This window comes from Bosea sp. (in: a-proteobacteria) (genome assembly GCA_023910605.1).
Classification (GTDB): domain Bacteria; phylum Pseudomonadota; class Alphaproteobacteria; order Rhizobiales; family Beijerinckiaceae; genus Allobosea.
The window spans coordinates 2,141,187-2,160,033 of sequence record JAAVVV010000001.1 but is presented as its reverse complement, the minus strand read 5'-3'; the positions used below and the strand labels follow the sequence as shown (position 1 = coordinate 2,160,033).

The following is an 18,847-nucleotide window of genomic DNA, read 5'->3' as shown; positions in this document are numbered from 1 at the left end:
GTGTGGGTCAGGCGGCCGCGCGCTGGCGGACGGTGCGCTGCTCGATGCGCTTCACGGGGGTTTCGAGCTTGATCAGACGCTTCACGTAGATGCCCGGCGTGTGCATGTGGTCAGGGTCGATCTCCCCGACATTGACCAGGTGCTCCACCTCGGCGACCGTGACCTTGGCTGCCGTGGCCATCATCGGATTGAAGTTGCGGGCGGTCTTCCGGTAGACGAGGTTGCCTTCCGTGTCCGCCTTCCAGGCATGGACGATGGCGAGGTCCGCAAACAGGCCGCGCTCCATGATGTAGCGCTCGCCGTCGAATTCGCGTTCCTCCTTGCCTTCCGCGATCAGCGTGCCGACGCCGGTCTTGGTGAAGAAGGCCGGTATGCCTGCGCCGCCTGCCCTGATGCGCTCGGCCAACGTGCCCTGAGGGTTGAACTCGATCTGCAATTCGCCGGCGAGATACTGGGTGGCGAAGGTCTTGTTCTCGCCGACGTAGGACGAGATCATCTTCTTCACCTGCCGCGTCTCGAGCAGCACGCCAAGGCCGATGCCGTCCACGCCGGCGTTGTTGGAGACGATCGTAAGGCCCTTCACGCCTGATTCGCGGATGGCCGCGATCAGCGCCTCCGGGATGCCGCACAGGCCGAAGCCGCCAGCCATGATCATCATGTCGTCGCGCAGCAGGCCGGCCAGAGCGGCGGTCGCGTCGGGGAACACCTTCTTCATCGATCGACACCCTCTTGCATGCGCGCCGATGCGCGCAACTGATCGCTTTTCCTGATCCTCATCCACAGCGACGCCGCGCAGATGTCAACCCCGGCCCGGTTGGCGCAGCAGCAAGGCAAGCCTGGCGCCGAGGCCCGACGCTGCGTTTCCACGCATTAATCGGTACAATCCTCGACTTTAACGCAATGACGCGCTAACTATCCCGCAGCGGTGGGTCGGCAGCGACGCTTTCGTGCGCCGGCATTCCCGTCAAGCGTCAGGCTTCCGGAGCCACCTGTCCACCATGACACAAATGCATCGCCTGGCATGAGAAAGAGATGGCGCATCGCGGCCGTCGCAGGGCTAGCCATGGCCGCCGCCCTGGCCGCCATGCCGTGGCGGCTGGCTGAGCGGACGGTGGAGCGCCATCTGCTGGCCCAGCTCTCCGACGCGATGGGCCTTGCGCTGGACAGCTCCGGCGACGGAGCATTCGCGCTGCTGCCCACGCCGCGCATGATCGCCAACGATGTCGTGTTCACGACAAGGGATGGAGCGATCTCAGCCCGCATTCCGCGCATGCGGGCGGAGATCCGCCTGCTGGCACTGATGGCCGGCCGCATCGCCTTCGACCAGATCACGCTGATCGCGCCGCAAATCGAGGTGGCAGTGCCGGCAGAAGGCGTCGACCTCTTCTCGATCATCACCTCATTGCGCCTCGCGCAGCTCCCGGGCTCGCCGCAGATCGCCATCCGTGCAAATGGCTCCATCTTCTTCCGGCGCGGCCCCGGCATCATCTCCTCCGCGCGCGATGTGAGCCTCGACATCGCCGCACGCGAAATCGGCGAGGCGTTCGAGACAAGCGGCTCGCTCACCTGGCGTGGCGAGAAAGTGAGCTTCGCCGTGGCGACGAACTCGCCCATGCGGGCGACCCTGCCGATGGCGAGCATCAAGTCCAACCTGCTCACGCTCGATTTCGTTTCGGCGCGCGTCTCGAGCGCGACGCCGGCGAGCATGCTGGACGGCTCGGTGGCGATCGCCGCGCCCTCCATGTCGCGGCTTGGGGCCTGGCTGGCTTCCGGCTCGCCGGTCCTGCTGCCGTTCGGCAAGACCGACATTCGCGGTGAGGTCCGTGTCGGGCCCGATGGCGCACAGATCAGGAATGCGGTGCTGACGCTCGGCGGCGACCCGCTCGAAGGCGCGCTGGACTGGCGGCGGCGCGAGGGGCGCTGGCGGCTCACAGGCACCTTCGCCGGACAGAACCTCGACATCGGCCGCGCCCAGGCCGGAATCGACATGCATCAAGGCGCGCTGCCCGACCTTGCTGCGACGAGCCCGATCGACATCGACGACTTGCTGGCGCACGACATCGATCTGAGGGTTTCGGTGCAGCGCATGCGCTTTCCGCGCGTGACGCTGAGCGAGGTGGCCGCGCAGATCATGGCCACGGACAAACGGCTCGACATCGCTCTGGCCAATGCGGGGCTTTACCGCGGTTCGCTGCGCGGCCGCGCCTCCATCGGCCATTCCAGCTCTGGCGTCGAGATCAGATCCACCCTCACCGCCGACAAGGTCGACCTTGGCCTTCTGAGCGCCGACCTGTTCGATGCGCGGCGGCTGACGGGCCAAGGCACCTTCCAGCAGCAGCTTGAGATGAACGGCCGCAGCCCTGCCGAACTGGTCGCGAGCGCGGAGGGACGCGCCATATTCACCGCCCGCAATGGCGATTTTCTGGGCACGAACCTCAATGAACTGATGCGGCGCATGGAGCGGCAACCCCTGGCGGCGGCGCGGGACATGCGCGGCGGCCGCACCAGCTTCGAGCAGATGACGCTTGCGGGCACGATTTCCGAAGGTGTGCTGATGGTGACGGAAGCGCGGGGCGCGGGGCCTGCCTTCCGCATGGCCCTTGAGGGCCGTGTGTCGCTGATCGACCAGATCTACCGCCTGCAGGGCGAGGTCCAGTCCAGCACCGGTCAGGCCGCCCTGCCCTTCGAGGTGCTCGGCTCGATTGGCGAGCCGATGGTGCAAGTCAATGCGCGGAGCCTGCTGGAGCGCTCGGGCGCCGCAGCGCCGTTCCTGAGGCCCCGCGCGAACTGAAGGCTTTTCCGGCTAATCGCCGGGGCGGCCCATCCGGCTTTGCACGTCGCGCTTGGTGAGAAGGGAGGCGACGATTAAGCCAAACGTGACCAGCACGATCAGCACGGTGGAGACGGCATTGATCTCCGGCGTCACGCCGAGCCTGGCCTGGCCGTAGATGCGCATCGGCAAGGTCGTCGCGCCGGGCCCTGACACGAAGCTGGCGATCACGAGATCATCGAATGACAGTGTCAGCGCAAGCAGGAAGCCTGCGCCGATCGAGGCGCCGATCAGCGGCAGCGTGACCTGAATGAAGGCCATGAACGGGCTGCAGCCCAGATCCTGCGCGGCTTCCTCAAGGCTGCGATCCAGCGTCACCAGCCGGGCCTGCACGATCACGGCCACGAAGCACATGGTGAAGGTGGCGTGAGCGAGCACGATCGTCCAGAAGCCGCGATCGAGGCCGATCGCCACGAACAGCAGCAGCAGCGAGAGCCCCGTGACGATCTCTGGCATGACGAGCGGCGCATAGATCATGCCGCCCAGCAGCGCCCGCCCGCGGAACGGCCCGATCCGTGTGAGAGAGATCGCCGCCAGCGTGCCCAGCACTGTCGCGATGGCGGCAGAGGCCAAGCCGATCCTGAACGTGATCCATGCGGCATCGAGCAAGGCCCGGTTGTCAAGCAGGCCGCGATACCAGCGCGTCGAGAAGCCGCCCCAGACCGTGACCAGCCGCGAGTCGTTGAACGAGAAGAGAATCACGATCAGAATGGGCATATAGAGGAAGGCGAACACGAGCGCGAGCACGGTCGTGTCGCGCAGCCTCAGCCCCGAACGCCGGCTCATGACCGCCCTCTCCACTGCCGCGCCTCGAGCGCGCGCCAGGCAAGCAAAGGCGGCAGCAACGCCAGCAGCAGCAATATCGTCAGCGCCGATGCAAGCGGCCAGTCGCCATTGGCGAAGAACTCGGCCCACAACGTGCGCCCGATCGTGAGCGTGCCCGAGCCGCCGAGCAGATCGGGGATGATCACCTCGCCCACCGCCGGAATGAAGACCAGAAGGCAGCCGGCCATGGCGCCCGGCAGGGTCAGCGGCAGGGTCACGGCCCAGAATTGCCGCCAGGGCGGGCAGCCCAGATCCTGCGCGGCCTCGTGCAGCGCTGGATCGAGCCTGTCGACGGCGGCGAAAACCGGCAGCGCCATGAACGGCAGATAGGCGTAGACGATGCCGAGGATGATGGCCCCGTCCGTATCCAGAAAGCCGACGGGCGCCGTGGTCAGGCCAAGGCCCTGCAGCAGCGCGTTGAGATAGCCGTCATGACGCAGGATGCCGACCCAGGCGTAGATGCGGATGAGGAAGCTCGTCCAGAACGGCAGGATAACGAGCATCAGCGCCAGCGGCCTCAAGCGCGCCGGCAGCCGCGCGAGCGCGATCGCCAGGGGATAGCAGATCAGCAACAGGATCAGCGTGGCGATGGCCGCCAGCCGCAGCGACGAGAGCAGCGACAGGAGATAAAGGCTGTCCTCAGCGATGAGCCGGAAATTCGCGAGTTCCAGCGCGGCGAGATCCTCGCGAAAGCGCGCCCAACCTGCCCCGATGTCGAAGACCGGCAGGTATGGCGGCTGGGCCTTCGTCGCGGTGGAGAGCGCGATGCGCGCGATGATCGCGAAGGGCAGCAGGAAGAGCGCGCAAAGCCACAGCATCGGCAAAGCCGGCACCAGCGCACGACGCCACCGCGCCAGCCCGGCGCACGCCGCCCTGCCGCGGCTCATCGGGCCAGGACCATGGCCGCGCCGGGCGCGAAACGCAGGCTGACAGGCTCATCCCAGCCAAAGCTTGGGCTGGCCTGACGTTCGGCATTGGCCCGCGAGACCCGCACCATCTGCCCTGATGGCAACCGCACCATGAAGATGGTCCAGTCGCCGAGATAGCCGATGTCCCAGATGACGCCGGCCATCCGGTTGGGCGCCGCCGGCGCATCCGCGCGCTCGAGCACCAGCTTTTCAGGGCGGACGGCCACGGCGACGCGCTGGCCAGCCACAAGCCCTTCAGGATGCTCGGCAGCAAGCCCGGCGGGACAGGCGGGCGCCTCCAGGAGCCATGCGCCATCCCGCTCCGATCCCGTGACGACCGCCTCGAACAGGTTCACGTCCCCGATGAAGGCTGCGACGCTGCGGCTCGCCGGGCGCTCATAGATGTCCGATGGACGACCCACCTGCGCCAGCGAGCCGGCCTCCATCACGCCGATGCGGTCGGCCATCACCATGGCCTCATCCTGGTCATGGGTGACGACAAGGAAGGTGGTGCCCAGATCAAGCTGGATGTCCATCAACTCGAACTGCGTCTGCTCGCGCATCCTGCGGTCCAGCGCCGCCATGGGCTCATCGAGCAGCAGAACCTTCGGCTGGCGCGCCAGAGCGCGGGCCAGAGCCACACGCTGTCGCTGGCCGCCTGACAGTTCGGACGGCTTGCGACGGCCAAACCCGCCCAGCTGCACGAGGTCCAGCAGGCGATCGACGCGGCGGGCGATATCCGCGCGACCCAGGCGCTCGGCGCCCGTCAGGTGACGCAAGCCGAAGGCGATGTTTGACGCAACATCAAGATGCGGGAACAGCGCGTATGACTGGAACATCATGTTGACCGGGCGGCGATGGGGCGGAACATCGGTGATGTCCTGCCCATCGAGCCAGATGCGCCCTTCATCCGGCGACTCGAAGCCCGCCAGCATACGCATCAGCGTGGTCTTGCCGCAGCCGGAAGGCCCCAGAAGACAGAACATCTCGCCAGCGTTCAGATCCAGCGACACGGCTTTCACGGCCGTCACTGCGCCGAAGCGGCGGGTGACGCTCTCGAACCGGATGAGTGGGGCCGCGCCCATCGCCGGGCCGCCGCCAGTGCGCCGGCGACCGGCCCGCGCCGCGCGCGCGCCATCGGCGGGCGGGTGATCGGGCCGGTTCATGAAGACGGGCAGCCAGTGTTCATGCCGGCAATCTAGGGCGCTCGCCCGGTGGCTCCAATTGGCGGCCCGATGAAAACTGTGAACGCGGCTAGAGAGCGAGGTCACCCTCGCCGGCGTCCTGGCCGGCATCCAGCAGCGGCATCAGCAAGCTGATGTGACGGGTCAACCCAGGCTTGTGCTCGCTGAGCGCGACGGCAACGATCCCGATGGCGACGACAAGCCCCATGAAGGCACTGCACAGGGCAGCCGCCGAGACGCGAGAAGCGTAATTATTCTGGGTTGTCATGGACATGTCGTCACCAAGCGAATCAGAAGCCCCACTGTCGCCACTTTCGTGCACGTGCTGTGGCGAAAAAGCGGCAGAGCGCGCGCGTCGCCGCAGCGCTCACGAACAGCTTGACAAATTGTGAACGAATTGTCGCGCGTGCATGCGTCTGACGCATGTCAGATATCATATCAGCAATATCGCAACCCATAAACGCATGCCCTATATCAGGGATGTTGCAGCGCACACAAAACGCGCTGCCCCTCATCGTCCATTTCCATCCCCTGAAGGAGCCCACCGTGTTCATTGCCAGCCTTGTCGCCCGGATCCAGGCCTATCTGCGTTATCGCGAGACGGTCCGCGAGCTGTCCAAGCTCTCCGACCGCGAGCTGGACGATCTGGGCCTGCTCCGCGCCGACATCCACAATATCGCCCGGCACTACGCCGCAGCCTGAGCTTCAGCACCGCTCTTTGCGTTAAAGCCCGCCTCTATGGCGGGTTTTTGCATGGAGGCATCGATTGGGTGTTTCCACCGGCTGCGTCTTTGACTACGGAACGGCATGGCTAAGCCGACCAGACCCGCCGACGTCTCCCGCCAGCCCAGCACCGACACGACCGCCTTCGAGCGGGTGGCGACGCTCAAGTCCGACGTATTCTCGACTATCGACCGGGGCTTCTGGCGCGAGGGCGACAGACGTCATCCGGCGATCAGGCGCGACCTCACCACGGCGCGCTGGTGGGCCCGGCCGCTGGCCTGGCATTTCGGCGTGCGCGAGCGCAGATCGCTGGCGCGGGCCTCGGGCATTGAAGGCGTGCCGCCGCTGCATGCGGCGTCCGACGGGGTCATCATCCGCGGCTTCATCGAGGGGCTACCCTTCCAGATGGCCAGGCCGCATGGCCAGGCGGCGCTGTTCAGCGATGCCAAGCGCCTGCTGCGGCAGTTGCGGCGCTCAGGCGTCTGTCACAACGATCTCGCCAAGGAGCCGAACTGGCTGGTGACGCCCGATGGCCGCGCCGCCGTCACGGACTTCCAGCTGGCGAGCGTCCATGAGAGGAGCGGCCGGTTCTATCGCCTGCTGGCCCATGAGGACCTGCGCCATCTGCTCAAGCACAAGCGCAAGTATTGCCCGGATGCGATCACCCCCGGCGAGTTGCGCGTGCTCAAGCGCAAGAGCCTGCCGTCCCGCATCTGGCTTATGACAGGCAAGAAGGTCTACAAGCTCATCACGCGCGATCTCATGGGCGTGCGCGACCGCGAGGGCGGCGGGCTGCGGCTGCATCGCGAGGCACCGCGGCTCGAGCGCATCGCCGCATCCCTGCCGGGCGCCACCGAGGCCGCGATCGTGGGTTATCCGTATCGGCGCAAGGGCGTCGGCCTTTACGCATTCGTTGAATCGGCCAGGCTTGACCCTGCGGAGATCCAGGCGGCTCTGCGCGCGCGCGACACCGCTGCACCGCCCGAACTGATCCAGGTCGTGCCCGTCCTGCCCCGGCGCGCCGATGGCAAGGTGATGACGGACGTGCTCTCCCTCATCGCCACCAACCAGATCGACCTGCTGGAGCCCCTGCTGGCCACCGCGCCCGACCAGCGCCTCGCCGTAGAGGCCATCATCGAGAAGCGCCTCAACGTCACCGACCGGTCGATCAAGGGCGTCTGAGGCGCCGCCTTCACCGCGACACCGCCTGCGCTTGCCTGACGGCGGAAACGCGCCTATCTGCCGGGCATGAGCGACGTGACATCATCCAGACGCCAACCGGTTCATGTCGTGGGCGGCGGCCTCGCCGGTTCAGAGGCCGCCTGGCAGATCGCCCAGGCGGGCGTGCCGGTCGTGCTGCACGAAATGCGCCCTGTCCGCGGCACCGATGCGCACAAGACCGACGGCCTTGCCGAACTCGTGTGCTCCAACTCATTCCGCTCGGATGACCACAGCTCCAATGCCGTGGGCCAGCTGCACTGGGAGATGCGCCAGCTCGGCTCGCTGATCATGGCCAAGGGCGACGCGCACCAGGTGCCGGCCGGCGGAGCGCTGGCGGTGGACCGCGACGGGTTCTCGGCGGCCGTCACCGCCGCTCTCGATGCGCACCCGCTGGTGACGATCGAGCGGGCCGAGGTGGCCGGTCTGCCGCCTGCCGATTGGCATTGCGTGATCATCGCCACCGGCCCGCTGACCTCGCCAGCGCTGGCGGCGGCGATCCAGGCGCTGACCGGTGAAAAGGAACTCGCCTTCTTCGACGCCATCGCGCCAATTGTCCACCGCGACAGCATCGACATGGACGTGGCATGGTTCCAGTCCCGCTACGACAAGGCCGGGCCCGGCGGAACCGGCGCCGACTATCTCAACTGCCCGATGACGAAGGATCAGTATGACGCCTTCGTGGACGCGCTTGTGAGCGGCGAGAAGACCGAGTTCAAGGAGTGGGAAGCCAGCACCCCTTATTTCGACGGCTGCCTTCCCATCGAGGTCATGGCGGAGCGTGGCCGCGAGACGCTGCGCCACGGGCCCATGAAGCCAATGGGCCTGACCAACCCGCGTGATCCGCTGGTCAAACCTCATGCCGTGGTGCAGCTCCGGCAGGACAATGCGCTGGGCACGCTGTTCAACATGGTGGGCTTCCAGACCAAGCTGAGATATGGCGACCAGGCCCGCATCCTCCGGATGGTCCCCGGCCTTGAGAACGCGGAGTTCGCCCGGCTGGGGGGGTTGCACCGCAACACCTATCTCAACTCGCCGCAGGTGCTCGACCCCGCGCTGCGGCTCAAGGCCGACCCGCGCCTGCGCTTCGCCGGCCAGATCACCGGTTGCGAAGGCTATGTCGAAAGCGCAGCCGTCGGCCTCTTGGCCGGGCTCATGGCCGCCGCCGAATGGCGCGGCGAGATTGCACCGCTGCCGCCGGCGGACACGGCCATCGGCGCGCTGGTCAACCACATCACCGGCGGGCACATCGTCACGATCGATGAGGGACCGCGGTCCTTCCAGCCGATGAACATCAATTTCGGACTGTTCCCGCCGATCGCCGCCGTGCGCAACGGGTCAGGCAAGCGCATGCGCGGCCCAGAGAAGGCCCTCGCCCGCAAGCGGGCGCTGACTGACCGCGCCAAGCAAAGCCTGAACGCCTGGAGCGCAGCGCTGCCCCAGACAGGCCGCGCCAGCTCCCGGGCCGCGGAATAGGGATTATCCCATCAGCTTCAACTCGGCCGCCACGGCCTTGCCCGTCCGCTTGTCCGTGGCGATTTCAAAGCTGATCTTCTGCCCGTCCTTGAGGGGGCCGCAGCCCGAGCGCTCGACGGCGCTGACATGGACGAACACGTCCTTGCCGCCATCATCGGGCAGGATGAAGCCGTAGCCCTTGGTGGCATTGAACCATTTCACAGTACCAGTCGTCATTCACAGGACCCTTGTTGATGCACGACCGACCGAACGGCTCGCGCAGGACGTCGCAAGCGGACGCCACCGCCTGCACAAGCCGGGCAAGAATGCGCGATGGGCCAAAAGGTCTGATCATCCGCCGGCCCGCTTCCCGCCAAGTTGGTGACGTAAGGGTAAACGTCAGATTCTGGCGTAATCAAGACGCCAGAATTGAGGTAGGGACGCCTTCAGGACATCGCCTTGCGGGCCTGCCGCCACAGGCGGAATTGGCGGCGCCACTGGGGCGCCTGGATGATGCTGGTGAACGGATCGTAGCTCGCCCGCTCCATCTCCCTGAGGTAGATCTCCACGAGCGCGACCGGCAGGAAGGCCGGCACGACCCTGGCCGGGATCGTGTCGCGAATGATGCGCGTGCGCTCCAGATGACGCCAGGCAAGCTGGCGCATGTCGCGCAGCGCGGCAAGCACGCCGTGACCGCCGCGTCCGGAGACGACATCCTCCCGCGTGGCCCCATGTTCGAGCAGATACTCCTTCGGCACATAGACCTGCCCGCGCATGGCGTGCCAGGGGAAGGCCCTGAGCAGCCCCGTGACCGCATAGGCAACGCCGGCATGGCCCGCCGCCTCGGCCGCGCCCGGGTCCTCGCCATCGGCCAGGATCAGGCAGGACAGGCGGATCAGCGCGGAGCTGGTCTCCCCGCAATATCCCTCAAGGTCCGCCACGGTCGGCATGGGATCGTCGTAGAGATCGAATATGCGCGCATCGATGAGCGCGATGAGCGGCGCCACAGGCAGCCTGAAGGCGGCGATGGTGGAGAGCAGCGCACGGGATACCGGGTTGGCCGCGGCATCGCCATGGGAGCGGCCTTCCAGAAGGTCACGCCACCATTGCAGCCTCACCTCGCCCGGCAACGGATCGGAGACGAGTTCGCGCACACGCGCCACCTCGAAGCTGAAGGCATACAGCGCGAACAGATGCGGACGCTTGCCGGCGGGCGCGAACAGGGTCGCCAGATAGCGATCCTTGTCGACGTCGCGCACCAGGCTCTCGCAGAAGGCGAAAGCTTCGGCGAGGTCGCGAGCGCTGACCCCGGGCGACTCTGGCAGGATAGACGGCATCAGGCGTCCACGCATTCCGTTTCGGCGAAGGCATCGGCAAGGGCGGGGCCAGAGGTCCGGCCGTGCCGACGGGAAACTGGATCACAGGCGCGCGGTTTCAACGCTCAGGCGACCGAAATCAGCGCGGCCGCCACCTTGCGCCCTTCGGCCAGCAGAATGTTGTAGGTGCGTGCCGCAGGAGGCGTGGTCATCAGTTCAAGGCTGACCTTCACCTCGCGGAAGCGCCAGCGCAGCGCCTCGGGCAAGGGCCGCAGATCGACGCCGGTGCCGATCAGCAGCAACTCGATGGCCTCCGCCTCGGCGAAGACATCGGCGAACTGCGACGCGGCCCATGACTGCCTGTCCACTGCGCTCCACGCCTTCACGCCAGACGGCAGCATCAGGATGGAGCCCTTGTGGCTCATGTCCGCGAAACGGAAGCCGCCGGCGCCATAGGCGTCGATCAGGTGCCGGCCGGGCACGAAGCCGTCATGGCGCGCGCCGGCTGCCATTTCTTCAGGCCTTGACGGGCGCCGCGACCGCCTTTGCCTCGGCAGCCTGCTCGCCCCTGGCCGGATCGCCGCCGCCTGTCTTGAGGCCGAGGTAGATCAGGACAGGCGCTGCGATGAAGATCGAGGAGTAGGTGCCAATGACGATGCCGAACAGCATCGCCAGCGAGAACGAGCGCAGCACTTCGCCGCCGAAGATGGCCATGGCCGTCATCGCGAGAAAGGTCGTCGTAGCGGTGATGACGGTGCGAGACAGCGTGGCGTTCACCGAGATGTCCAGCACCTGGTAGAGCGACAGTTTCTTGTATTTGCGCAGCATCTCGCGGATGCGGTCGTAGATGACGACGGTATCGTTCAGCGAGTAGCCGAGGATGGTGAGCACGACTGCGATCGACGTCATGTCGAAAGTGAGTTGCATCACCAGGAAAAAGCCGATGGTGAGCACGATGTCGTGCAAGGTCGCTATCACGGCCCCAACAGCGAATTGCCATTCGAAGCGAAACCACAAATAAAGGAGCACGCCGATCACGGCGACGATCACGCCGATCGCGCCGCTCTGCACAAGCTCCCCCGACACGCGCGGGCCGACCACCTCGACGCGGCGGAACTCATATTCCGCGCCAAATGCCTCACGCAGCTTCGTCACGACATTCTGCTGCGCCCTCTCCTGCTCGGCGACGGTCGGCGCGACCTGCAACTCGATCCGCAACAGCAATTCGCGCGGCGAACCGAATTCGGCGACTTCGACGGAACCAAAACCAAGATTGTTGGACCGTTCGCGTACATCGGAGATGTTCGCCTGGGTGCCCTTCGCCTGCAGTTCGACGAGCGTGCCGCCCTTGAAGTCGATGCCGAAATTCATGCCGACAGCGAAGAAGAGGATCACGGTCGCGATGGACAGGATGGCGGACAGCGGAAAGCTGACCGACCTGAACTTCATGAAGCTGAAGCTCGTGTCGTCCTTGATGAAGCGCAGACGGAAAGCCACGGTTGAACCTCAAATCTCGACTTTGGAGGGCCTGCGCCAGCGATACCAGGTCGCGATCATCAGGCGGCTCAAGGTGAAGGCGGTGAAGACGGTGGTGAAGATGCCAAGCGAGAGCGTCACAGCGAAGCCACGAACCGGACCTGTACCAAGGAAGAACAGGACCATGGCAGCGATCAGCGTGGTCAGGTTGGCGTCCAGAATCGTGCTGAAAGCTCGTTCGAAGCCGGCATCAAGCGAGGAAATCGCCGAGCGTCCCAGCCGCGCTTCCTCCCGGACCCGCTCATAGATCAGCACGTTCGAGTCGACCGCCATGCCGACGGTCAGCACGATGCCGGCGATCCCTGGCAATGTCAGCGTGGCGCCGATGACCGACAGCAGCCCCAGCAGCATGAACACGTTGAAGGTTACCGCGACGACCGCGACGACCCCGAAGAAGCCATAGGTCGCGATCATGAACACAGCCACAAGGATGGTGGCGAGATAGGAGGCCAGCACCCCGGCGCGGATCGAATCCGCGCCAAGGCCGGCGCCAACGGTGCGCTCCTCGATGATCGAAAGCCGCGCTGGCAACGCGCCGGCCCTGAGCAGCAGCGAGAGATTGTTCACCTGCTCCACCGTGAAGGAACCCGAGATCTGGCCCGAACCGCCCGTGATCGGCGTCTGGACCACGGGAGCGGAGATCACCTCATTGTCGAGCACGATCGCGAGCTGACGGCCGACGCCGCGCGTCGTGGCGTCGCCGAAACGCTGAGAACCGCGAATGTTGAAGCGGAAATTGACGATGGGCTGGCCCGTGCGCTGGTCGAAGGCGGCCTGCGCGTCGATCAGGTCCTCGCCCTCAACGATCACCGAGCGCTCCACGCCCACGAGCTGGCCCGTGTCGCGGTTGCGCATCGATTCGGTGTCGGCGGCGCCGGCCTCGGCCACGAAGCGGAACTGGAGCTTGGCGGTGCGGCCAAGCCGCTCCTTGAGCTGCTGGGGATCGGTCAGGCCCGGGACCTGCACAAGGATGCGGTCAAGGCCCTGCCGCTGGATCGAGGGCTCCTTGGTGCCGTCGATGTTGATGCGCCGCTCGATGACCTCGATGGTCTGCTGGCCGACGCGGCGGATGCGCTCGTTGAGGCCGAGTTCGCTATAGGCCATGGTGATCTGGCCGTCCGGGCTCTCGGTGATGTCGATCGACTGGTTGCCCGTAGGCCCGAAAAGCTGCTGGCCGACAGGCTGGGCAAGCTCGCGCAGCTTCGGCATGGCGCGCGCACGGTCATCCGCCTGAGGGATGCGGAACTGCACGCCACGCGGCTGCATGATGATGCCGCCCTGCAGCGCCGCCCGCTCCTCGCGCAGCACCCGGCGCACATCATCGCGCAACTGGGTCGACATGGAGCGGATCAGATCGGGCTTGTCGATTTCCAAAAGCACATGAGCGCCGCCCTGAAGGTCCAGGCCGAGCGAAACCGCCTTCTGCGGCACCCATGAGGGCAAGGCCCCATAAACGCTGGCGCGCCTCTGTTCCGACATCAGGCTGGGCAAGGCCAGGATGCAGCCGATCGCTGTCACGAGAATGATCAGGATCGACTTGATCCTCGAAATGCGCATCATGGCTGCGTCAGCCTCTTCATGTCGGGTCTGGCTGCCCTCGAGCGCGAGAGTGCCTGTGTGCAGTGCTCATATGCGGCGATTGGCCCGCGATGGACAGCTGGAATGGCTGCACATGCGGACCTTGCTGCGCCGCCGAGGCGGCGCGCCGAACCAGGCGGGATCAGGACTTCGCCGTGTCCTTGTCCTTCACCGGCTCGCCCTTGGCGCGAACGTCCTGGATCATCGACTTCACGAAACGCGCCTTCACGCCGTCAGCGATCTCGGCCTCCACCTCGCCATCGTCCAACACCTTGGTGACCTTTGCGATCATGCCGCCAGAGGTCACGATGGTGTCGCCGCGGCGCACGTTCGAGATCAGCTCCCGGTGCTCCTTCATCCGCTTCTGCTGCGGGCGGATGATGAGGAACCACATGATCACGAAGATCAGGATGAACGGCACGAGGGACATGAAGATGTCCGCGCCGCCACCACCGGGGGCTTGCGCAAAAGCAGGGGTAATCAAGACAGCACCTCACAAGGGAGCGTAGAACGGCCCGGCCCGAAGCGGGGCGGATTTCGCGGCGGACTATTATCCAAGGTGTGGGCGAAATCAATCACAAGGATCGACAAGCCTTGTCGCAAGCCGCCATGCCACGATGACCTCCCCATGAGCGTGATTTGCGGCTAGAGAGCCTGCGGGCCCCGCGCCCGCCCCGCCCTCCCGCAGCCTATCCGGCGCGGGGACCCTGCCTGTTCGAGATCCGCACCCAAGGCCATGACCCAGATCACCGGACCCGCCGCCGACCCGACCCTCACGCTGCTCGCCCGCATCGCGGACGCGCTGGACCGCATCGCTCCGCCCGCGCCGGCACGGGCGGACCTTGCCGCGGCCGATGCCTTCGTCTGGCAGGCGCGCGACCAGCGGCTTCAGCCGGTGCCGCTGGTGAACCGCGTCGCGCTCGGCCTGCTCAAGGGCGTAGACCGGGTCCGAGACCTGCTGGCGGAGAACACCGAACGCTTCGCGAAGGGGCTGCCGGCCAACAACGTGCTGCTCTGGGGCGCGCGCGGCATGGGCAAGTCATCGCTGGTGAAGGCCGTGCATGCCGACATCAATGCGCGCGGGCTGGGCCCCACACGGCTGAAGTTGATCGAGATTCATCGCGAGGACATCGAAAGCCTTCCGCAGCTGATGAGCCTGCTGCGGCCCGATCCGCACCGCTTCATCGTGTTCTGCGATGATTTGTCCTTCGATCATGACGACACCTCCTACAAATCGCTGAAAGCGGCGCTTGATGGCGGCGTCGAGGGGCGGCCCGGCAATGTGGCGTTCTACGCCACCTCAAACCGGCGGCATCTGCTGCCGCGCGACATGATGGAGAATGAGCGCTCCACCTCCATCAACCCGGGCGAAGCTATCGAAGAGAAAGTTTCGCTGTCGGACAGGTTCGGCCTGTGGCTGGGCTTCCACAAGTGCAGCCAGGATGAGTATCTCGACATGGTCTCAGGCTACGCACGCCACTTCAAGCTCGCCATCGACGGCGAGGACCTGCGGCGCGACGCGCTCGAATGGGCCACGACGCGGGGCAGCCGTTCAGGCCGCACGGCCTGGCAATACATCACCGATCTTGCCGGCCGGCTGGACATGCGCCTCGACTGAGAGAAGCCGCGCAGCCTTGCGGAAAACGATCAGAGACGGGAACGGCCTTTCCTGGGACCGTCCCGTCTCTCGTTCACGACCGGCACAAGGGTCTCGCGAGCGCCGGCCGAACTCTGGCACTGCCCTCAGTTGTTGAGGTAGGGCATGGGATCGACAGGGTTGGAGCCCTTGCGGATCTCGAAATGAAGTTGGGGCGTGGACACGTTGCCGGTCTGGCCGGAGCGGGCGATCACCTGGCCGCGGTTCACCTTTTCGCCCCGCTTCACGTTCAGGTCGCCATTGTGAGCGTAGGCGGAGACATAGCCATTGTCGTGGCGGATCAGCACGAGGTTGCCATAGCCCTTCAGCTCGTTGCCTGAATAGGCCACCACACCATCTCCGGCCGCCTTGACCGGCGTGCCTTCCGGCACCGCGATGTTGATGCCTTCATTGGCGCCCTTGCCGGTGAAGCCGGTGATGACGCGGCCGCGCGCGGGCCAGCGGAAATCGGCGGTCGGCGCCGCCTTTGGCTCGTCCTTGGCAATGCTCGCCGTGGGTGCGGGATCAGCTGCGGCGCGGGGGACTGCGGCTTGCTGGCGGGCCGTGCGCTCGGCCTTCAGCTTGGCGTCCGCCTGCATGCGGCGTTCGGTTTCGGCCTTGGCCTTGGCTTCCGCGGCCTTCACGCGTTCGCTTTCGGCAGTCTTGCGAGCCTCGGCCGCCTTGACGCGCTCTGCATCGGTGCGAGCGCGGATTTCGGCCAGACGGGCCTTCTCGGCGTCCGCGCTTGCCTTGGCCTCTGCGGCGCGACGTGTGGCGGCTTCGGCGTCGGCGCGCGCGCTGACTGCGTCCTGCTGGCGCACGACCTCGGCGCGGGCGCGGGACGCCTCAGCCTGGGCACGGGCCCGCTCACGGGCCGCGTCGGCCGATGCGGAGGCGACGGGCTTGGGCGCGGCGACGGGCGCAGGCGGCACGATGCGTGTCACCGGAGCCTCGCGCGGCGGCGCAGCGGCGGCCACGCGCGGCTCGGCGCGTGTCACCGGAGCCTGGCGCGGCGGCGCAGCGGCGGCCACGCGCGGCTCGGCGCGTATCACCGGAGCCTGGCGCGGCGGCGCAGAGGCGGCCACGCGCGGCTCGGCGCGTGTCACCGGAGCCTGGCGCGGCGGCGCGGCGGCGGCCACGCGCGGCGGCGGGGCTGCCGGGCGGGCAGTCGCAGCAGCAGCAGCAGCAGGCGGCGTCGGAGCGCGGACAGGTGCCGGGCGCTGCATCATCGGAGCCGCAGCGGACGGGATGGCAGGCACCGCCGCGACGGGCTGGGCTGCGGGCTGGGCTGCGGCGGCAGCCGGCGCGCCAGCGGCATTGTAAACCGGGATTGTGATGCGCGAGCCCGGAGCGAGGCGCGCGCCGCCGCCAAGACCGTTCGCCGCCAGGATCGCCGAGGCCGGGACACCATAGCGCGAGGAAAGGGTTTGAGCGGTCTCGCCCTCGGCGACGACGACCTGAGTGCCGCCTTCAGCGGACCAGCCGGCCGGAGCGCGCGTCGTGGAAACTGTGGAGGCCGTGGAGGCCAGATCGACAGCGCTGGGCGCGCGGGACGCACGGGACGCCGAAGGCACCGAGCCGGTGACCATGGGGGCCGCAAGCGGCCGAGCCGTGACGCGACCCACGGAACGGGCCCCAAGGGCGACATTCGTCTCGGGCTGCGAGTCGCCGCGCTGGACCGGGCGCACGACGCTCCCTGTCGCCGTGCGGTCCACGCCGGAGCCGCTCGCCCTGAACGGATTGCCGAAAGGATTATCGGAAAAACGGGCCACATCGGAGCTGCATGCACCCAGCGCCCCGGCCATCAAGGCAGCCGCTGCAACGCGGCTCAAAGCCGAAAAACGAAGAACTTTTGACGTCAGACGCATCAGCACGCACCGCAGATTACGCAACAGAAACTACTGCCATCATTAAAAGCGGATTTAGGTTACGAAACCCTTTCCGAGGTGAATGAATCGACAGGAAACTTGAGGTTTCCGGGGGAGTGTCGGCCAGGCCTGAGCCGGATGGCCTCCCCGCTCCTCAAAGGGTCGTCGCAACACCCGGCGTCAGCGGCGTCAGGCGGATTGCCGGGCCAAGCTGGTGATCGACCGCATTGTCACCGACGCGGTTGACCACGACCTTGCGCGGAACGCCCTCCACCCTGAGCGCGCCGACCAGACGCCCGCCGGGAACGAGGCGCTGGAGCAGGTTCTCCGGGATGGTGTCGACCACGCCATTGAGGATGACGCGATCGAAGCGGCCGAGCAGGCGTGCGGCCTGCAGGCCATCGCCATGCTGGAGTTCGACCGCCCGCATGCCGAGCCTGTTGAGCCGCTCATAGGCCGCCAGCGCCAGCGAGTGGAAGCGCTCAAGCGAGACGACATGCACGCCCATCGCCGTCATCAGCGCGGTGACATAGCCCGAGCCGGTGCCGACTTCGAGCACGCGCTGGCCAGGCTCGATGCCGAGCGACACGAGGAATGACGCCACAATGGAGGGCGGGGTCATGGTCTGGCCGCAGGCGAGCGGAATCGAGACATCGGTGCGCGACAGGTCGGCATAGCGCGTGGGCGCGAAGATGACCCGCGAGACGCGCTCCATGGCGCGCAGCACTTGCAGATCGCTCACGCCCTGGGCGCGCAGCGCCAGCAGGAACTGCAGCGTCCTGGCGCCGTCCGCCAGCGGCTCGTCCTGATCAGGATCGTCGACCGCGAGATCACTCATCAGGCAAAGGCGATGGCAAGGCGGGTGAGCGTGGGCTCGTGGGTGAGGTCGAGCTCGAGCGGCGTGATCGAGATGCGGCGCTCCTGCATGGCGCGAAGGTCGGTGCCGTTGGCGGGCTCGCTGCGCCCACGCTGGAAGGCGATCCAGTAATAGGGCTTGCCGCGGCCATCCTCGCGCGGATCGATGCGCAGGAGGTTCTGGTTGCGCCGCCCCTGCACGGTGACCGACACGCCGGCGACCTCCTCGGGCAGGCAGTCGGGGAAATTCAAGTTGAGCAGGATGTCGTCCGGGATGCCCTCGGCCAGCAGCCGCTTGATGATGCCCGGCGCGTGCGTCTCGGCGCAACTCCAGTTGATCACGTCCCGGCCCTTGGCGCCGTAGGCCTGGCTCAGCGCGATCGAGCGCACGCCAAGGATCGTGCCTTCCATGGCGGCGGCGATCGTGCCCGAATAGGTCACGTCCTCGGCCACGTTCTGGCCATGGTTGACGCCCGAGAGCACCAGATCGGGGCGGTGGTCCGCCATGACCTGCCGCACGCCCATGATGACGCAATCGGTGGGCGTGCCCTTCACCGCGAAATGGCGCGGCGATATCTGGCGCAGCCGCAGCGGATCGTTGAGCGAGAGCGAGTGCGACACGCCGGACTGATCCGTCTCCGGCGCGATGACCCAGACATCGTCGGTTAGCGCGCGCGCCACCCGCTCCAGCACGGCCAGGCCGGGCGCGTGGATGCCGTCATCATTGGTGACCAGGATGCGCATGGGAACCTGCAAGGAGCTACGGTGCTATGCGGTCCTGCTACGCCATGACGGGCGACGCCTCAAGCGGGAATGCTGCGCGATCATGGTGAGCCCGTGCGCAGCCACGTCATAGCGAGGCAGCGGCGCCCCCGCTCCCCCGTCATCGCAAGCGCAGCGTGGCGGCCTCGGGAG

Annotated in this window: 19 protein-coding genes; 5 read left to right on the top strand and 14 right to left on the bottom strand. The window is 66.7% G+C overall.

Going from position 1 to position 18,847, the window contains the following annotated elements:
- Positions 1 to 7: 7 nt before the first annotated feature.
- The gene (locus HEQ16_10415; protein ID MCO4054443.1) at positions 8 to 715 is read right to left on the bottom strand and encodes a CoA transferase subunit A; all 708 of its coding nucleotides are present in this window, start codon (positions 713 to 715) and stop codon (positions 8 to 10) included.
- A gap of 348 nt (positions 716 to 1,063) precedes the next feature.
- Here HEQ16_10415 and HEQ16_10410 point away from each other — a divergent pair, with 348 nt between their 5' ends.
- Positions 1,064 to 2,791 (top strand): AsmA family protein, encoded by a 1,728-nt coding sequence (locus tag HEQ16_10410; protein ID MCO4054442.1) that lies wholly within the window; start codon positions 1,064 to 1,066, stop codon positions 2,789 to 2,791.
- A 12-nt stretch (positions 2,792 to 2,803) separates the two neighbouring features.
- Here the strand turns inward: HEQ16_10410 and HEQ16_10405 are convergent, their stop codons facing one another.
- From HEQ16_10405 to HEQ16_10390, 4 genes are all read right to left on the bottom strand, one after another.
- Positions 2,804 to 3,616: an ABC transporter permease gene (locus HEQ16_10405; protein MCO4054441.1), complete on the bottom strand. Its 813-nt coding sequence runs from the start codon at positions 3,614 to 3,616 to the stop codon at positions 2,804 to 2,806.
- Positions 3,613 to 4,542, bottom strand: coding sequence for an ABC transporter permease subunit (locus HEQ16_10400; GenBank protein MCO4054440.1), 930 nt, complete (start codon positions 4,540 to 4,542; stop codon positions 3,613 to 3,615). The genes HEQ16_10405 and HEQ16_10400 overlap by 4 nt, the downstream gene beginning before the upstream one ends.
- Positions 4,539 to 5,648, bottom strand: coding sequence for an ABC transporter ATP-binding protein (locus tag HEQ16_10395; protein ID MCO4054439.1), 1,110 nt, complete (start codon positions 5,646 to 5,648; stop codon positions 4,539 to 4,541). The genes HEQ16_10400 and HEQ16_10395 overlap by 4 nt, the downstream gene beginning before the upstream one ends.
- 169 nt (positions 5,649 to 5,817) lie before the next feature.
- The gene (locus HEQ16_10390) at positions 5,818 to 6,015 is read right to left on the bottom strand and encodes a hypothetical protein (protein ID MCO4054438.1); all 198 of its coding nucleotides are present in this window, start codon (positions 6,013 to 6,015) and stop codon (positions 5,818 to 5,820) included.
- 212 nt (positions 6,016 to 6,227) lie between these two features.
- Between HEQ16_10390 and HEQ16_10385 the strand changes: the two genes are divergently transcribed.
- The 3 genes from HEQ16_10385 to HEQ16_10375 all read left to right on the top strand — a co-directional run bounded on the left by HEQ16_10385 (position 6,228) and on the right by HEQ16_10375 (position 9,164).
- Positions 6,228 to 6,449 carry a DUF1127 domain-containing protein gene (locus tag HEQ16_10385; protein MCO4054437.1) on the top strand — a complete coding sequence of 74 codons (222 nt, stop codon included), beginning with the start codon at positions 6,228 to 6,230 and terminating at the stop codon, positions 6,447 to 6,449.
- A 174-nt stretch (positions 6,450 to 6,623) separates the two neighbouring features.
- Positions 6,624 to 7,652 carry a serine/threonine protein kinase gene (locus HEQ16_10380; GenBank protein ID MCO4054436.1) on the top strand — a complete coding sequence of 343 codons (1,029 nt, stop codon included), beginning with the start codon at positions 6,624 to 6,626 and terminating at the stop codon, positions 7,650 to 7,652.
- Between the two features lie 66 nt (positions 7,653 to 7,718).
- A complete protein-coding gene (locus HEQ16_10375; GenBank protein MCO4054435.1) occupies positions 7,719 to 9,164 on the top strand; it encodes a methylenetetrahydrofolate--tRNA-(uracil(54)-C(5))-methyltransferase (FADH(2)-oxidizing) TrmFO in 1,446 nt (481 codons plus the stop codon).
- A gap of 3 nt (positions 9,165 to 9,167) precedes the next feature.
- Here HEQ16_10375 and HEQ16_10370 read toward each other — a convergent pair whose 3' ends face one another.
- From HEQ16_10370 to yajC, 6 genes are all read right to left on the bottom strand, one after another.
- Positions 9,168 to 9,380 carry a cold-shock protein gene (locus tag HEQ16_10370; GenBank protein MCO4054434.1) on the bottom strand — a complete coding sequence of 71 codons (213 nt, stop codon included), beginning with the start codon at positions 9,378 to 9,380 and terminating at the stop codon, positions 9,168 to 9,170.
- 209 nt (positions 9,381 to 9,589) lie between these two features.
- A complete protein-coding gene (locus HEQ16_10365; GenBank protein ID MCO4054433.1) occupies positions 9,590 to 10,480 on the bottom strand; it encodes a squalene/phytoene synthase family protein in 891 nt (296 codons plus the stop codon).
- Between the two features lie 104 nt (positions 10,481 to 10,584).
- Positions 10,585 to 10,971, bottom strand: coding sequence for a hypothetical protein (locus tag HEQ16_10360; GenBank protein MCO4054432.1), 387 nt, complete (start codon positions 10,969 to 10,971; stop codon positions 10,585 to 10,587).
- A 4-nt stretch (positions 10,972 to 10,975) separates the two neighbouring features.
- Positions 10,976 to 11,908, bottom strand: coding sequence for a protein translocase subunit SecF (gene secF / locus HEQ16_10355; protein ID MCO4054431.1), 933 nt, complete (start codon positions 11,906 to 11,908; stop codon positions 10,976 to 10,978).
- A 57-nt stretch (positions 11,909 to 11,965) separates the two neighbouring features.
- Positions 11,966 to 13,555 carry a protein translocase subunit SecD gene (secD, locus tag HEQ16_10350; protein MCO4054430.1) on the bottom strand — a complete coding sequence of 530 codons (1,590 nt, stop codon included), beginning with the start codon at positions 13,553 to 13,555 and terminating at the stop codon, positions 11,966 to 11,968.
- A 160-nt stretch (positions 13,556 to 13,715) separates the two neighbouring features.
- Positions 13,716 to 14,003 carry a preprotein translocase subunit YajC gene (gene yajC / locus HEQ16_10345; GenBank protein ID MCO4054429.1) on the bottom strand — a complete coding sequence of 96 codons (288 nt, stop codon included), beginning with the start codon at positions 14,001 to 14,003 and terminating at the stop codon, positions 13,716 to 13,718.
- A 306-nt stretch (positions 14,004 to 14,309) separates the two neighbouring features.
- On the opposite strand from yajC, the gene HEQ16_10340 reads away from it, so the two are divergent.
- A complete protein-coding gene (locus tag HEQ16_10340) occupies positions 14,310 to 15,191 on the top strand; it encodes an ATP-binding protein (GenBank protein MCO4054428.1) in 882 nt (293 codons plus the stop codon).
- Positions 15,192 to 15,316: 125 nt separating this feature from the next.
- Here HEQ16_10340 and HEQ16_10335 read toward each other — a convergent pair whose 3' ends face one another.
- From HEQ16_10335 to surE, 3 genes are all read right to left on the bottom strand, one after another.
- The gene (locus tag HEQ16_10335; protein MCO4054427.1) at positions 15,317 to 17,077 is read right to left on the bottom strand and encodes a peptidoglycan DD-metalloendopeptidase family protein; all 1,761 of its coding nucleotides are present in this window, start codon (positions 17,075 to 17,077) and stop codon (positions 15,317 to 15,319) included.
- Between the two features lie 154 nt (positions 17,078 to 17,231).
- Positions 17,232 to 17,918 carry a protein-L-isoaspartate O-methyltransferase gene (locus tag HEQ16_10330; protein ID MCO4054426.1) on the bottom strand — a complete coding sequence of 229 codons (687 nt, stop codon included), beginning with the start codon at positions 17,916 to 17,918 and terminating at the stop codon, positions 17,232 to 17,234.
- Positions 17,915 to 18,676 carry a 5'/3'-nucleotidase SurE gene (gene surE, locus HEQ16_10325; GenBank protein ID MCO4054425.1) on the bottom strand — a complete coding sequence of 254 codons (762 nt, stop codon included), beginning with the start codon at positions 18,674 to 18,676 and terminating at the stop codon, positions 17,915 to 17,917. The genes HEQ16_10330 and surE overlap by 4 nt, the downstream gene beginning before the upstream one ends.
- Between the last annotated feature and the right edge of the window lie 171 nt (positions 18,677 to 18,847).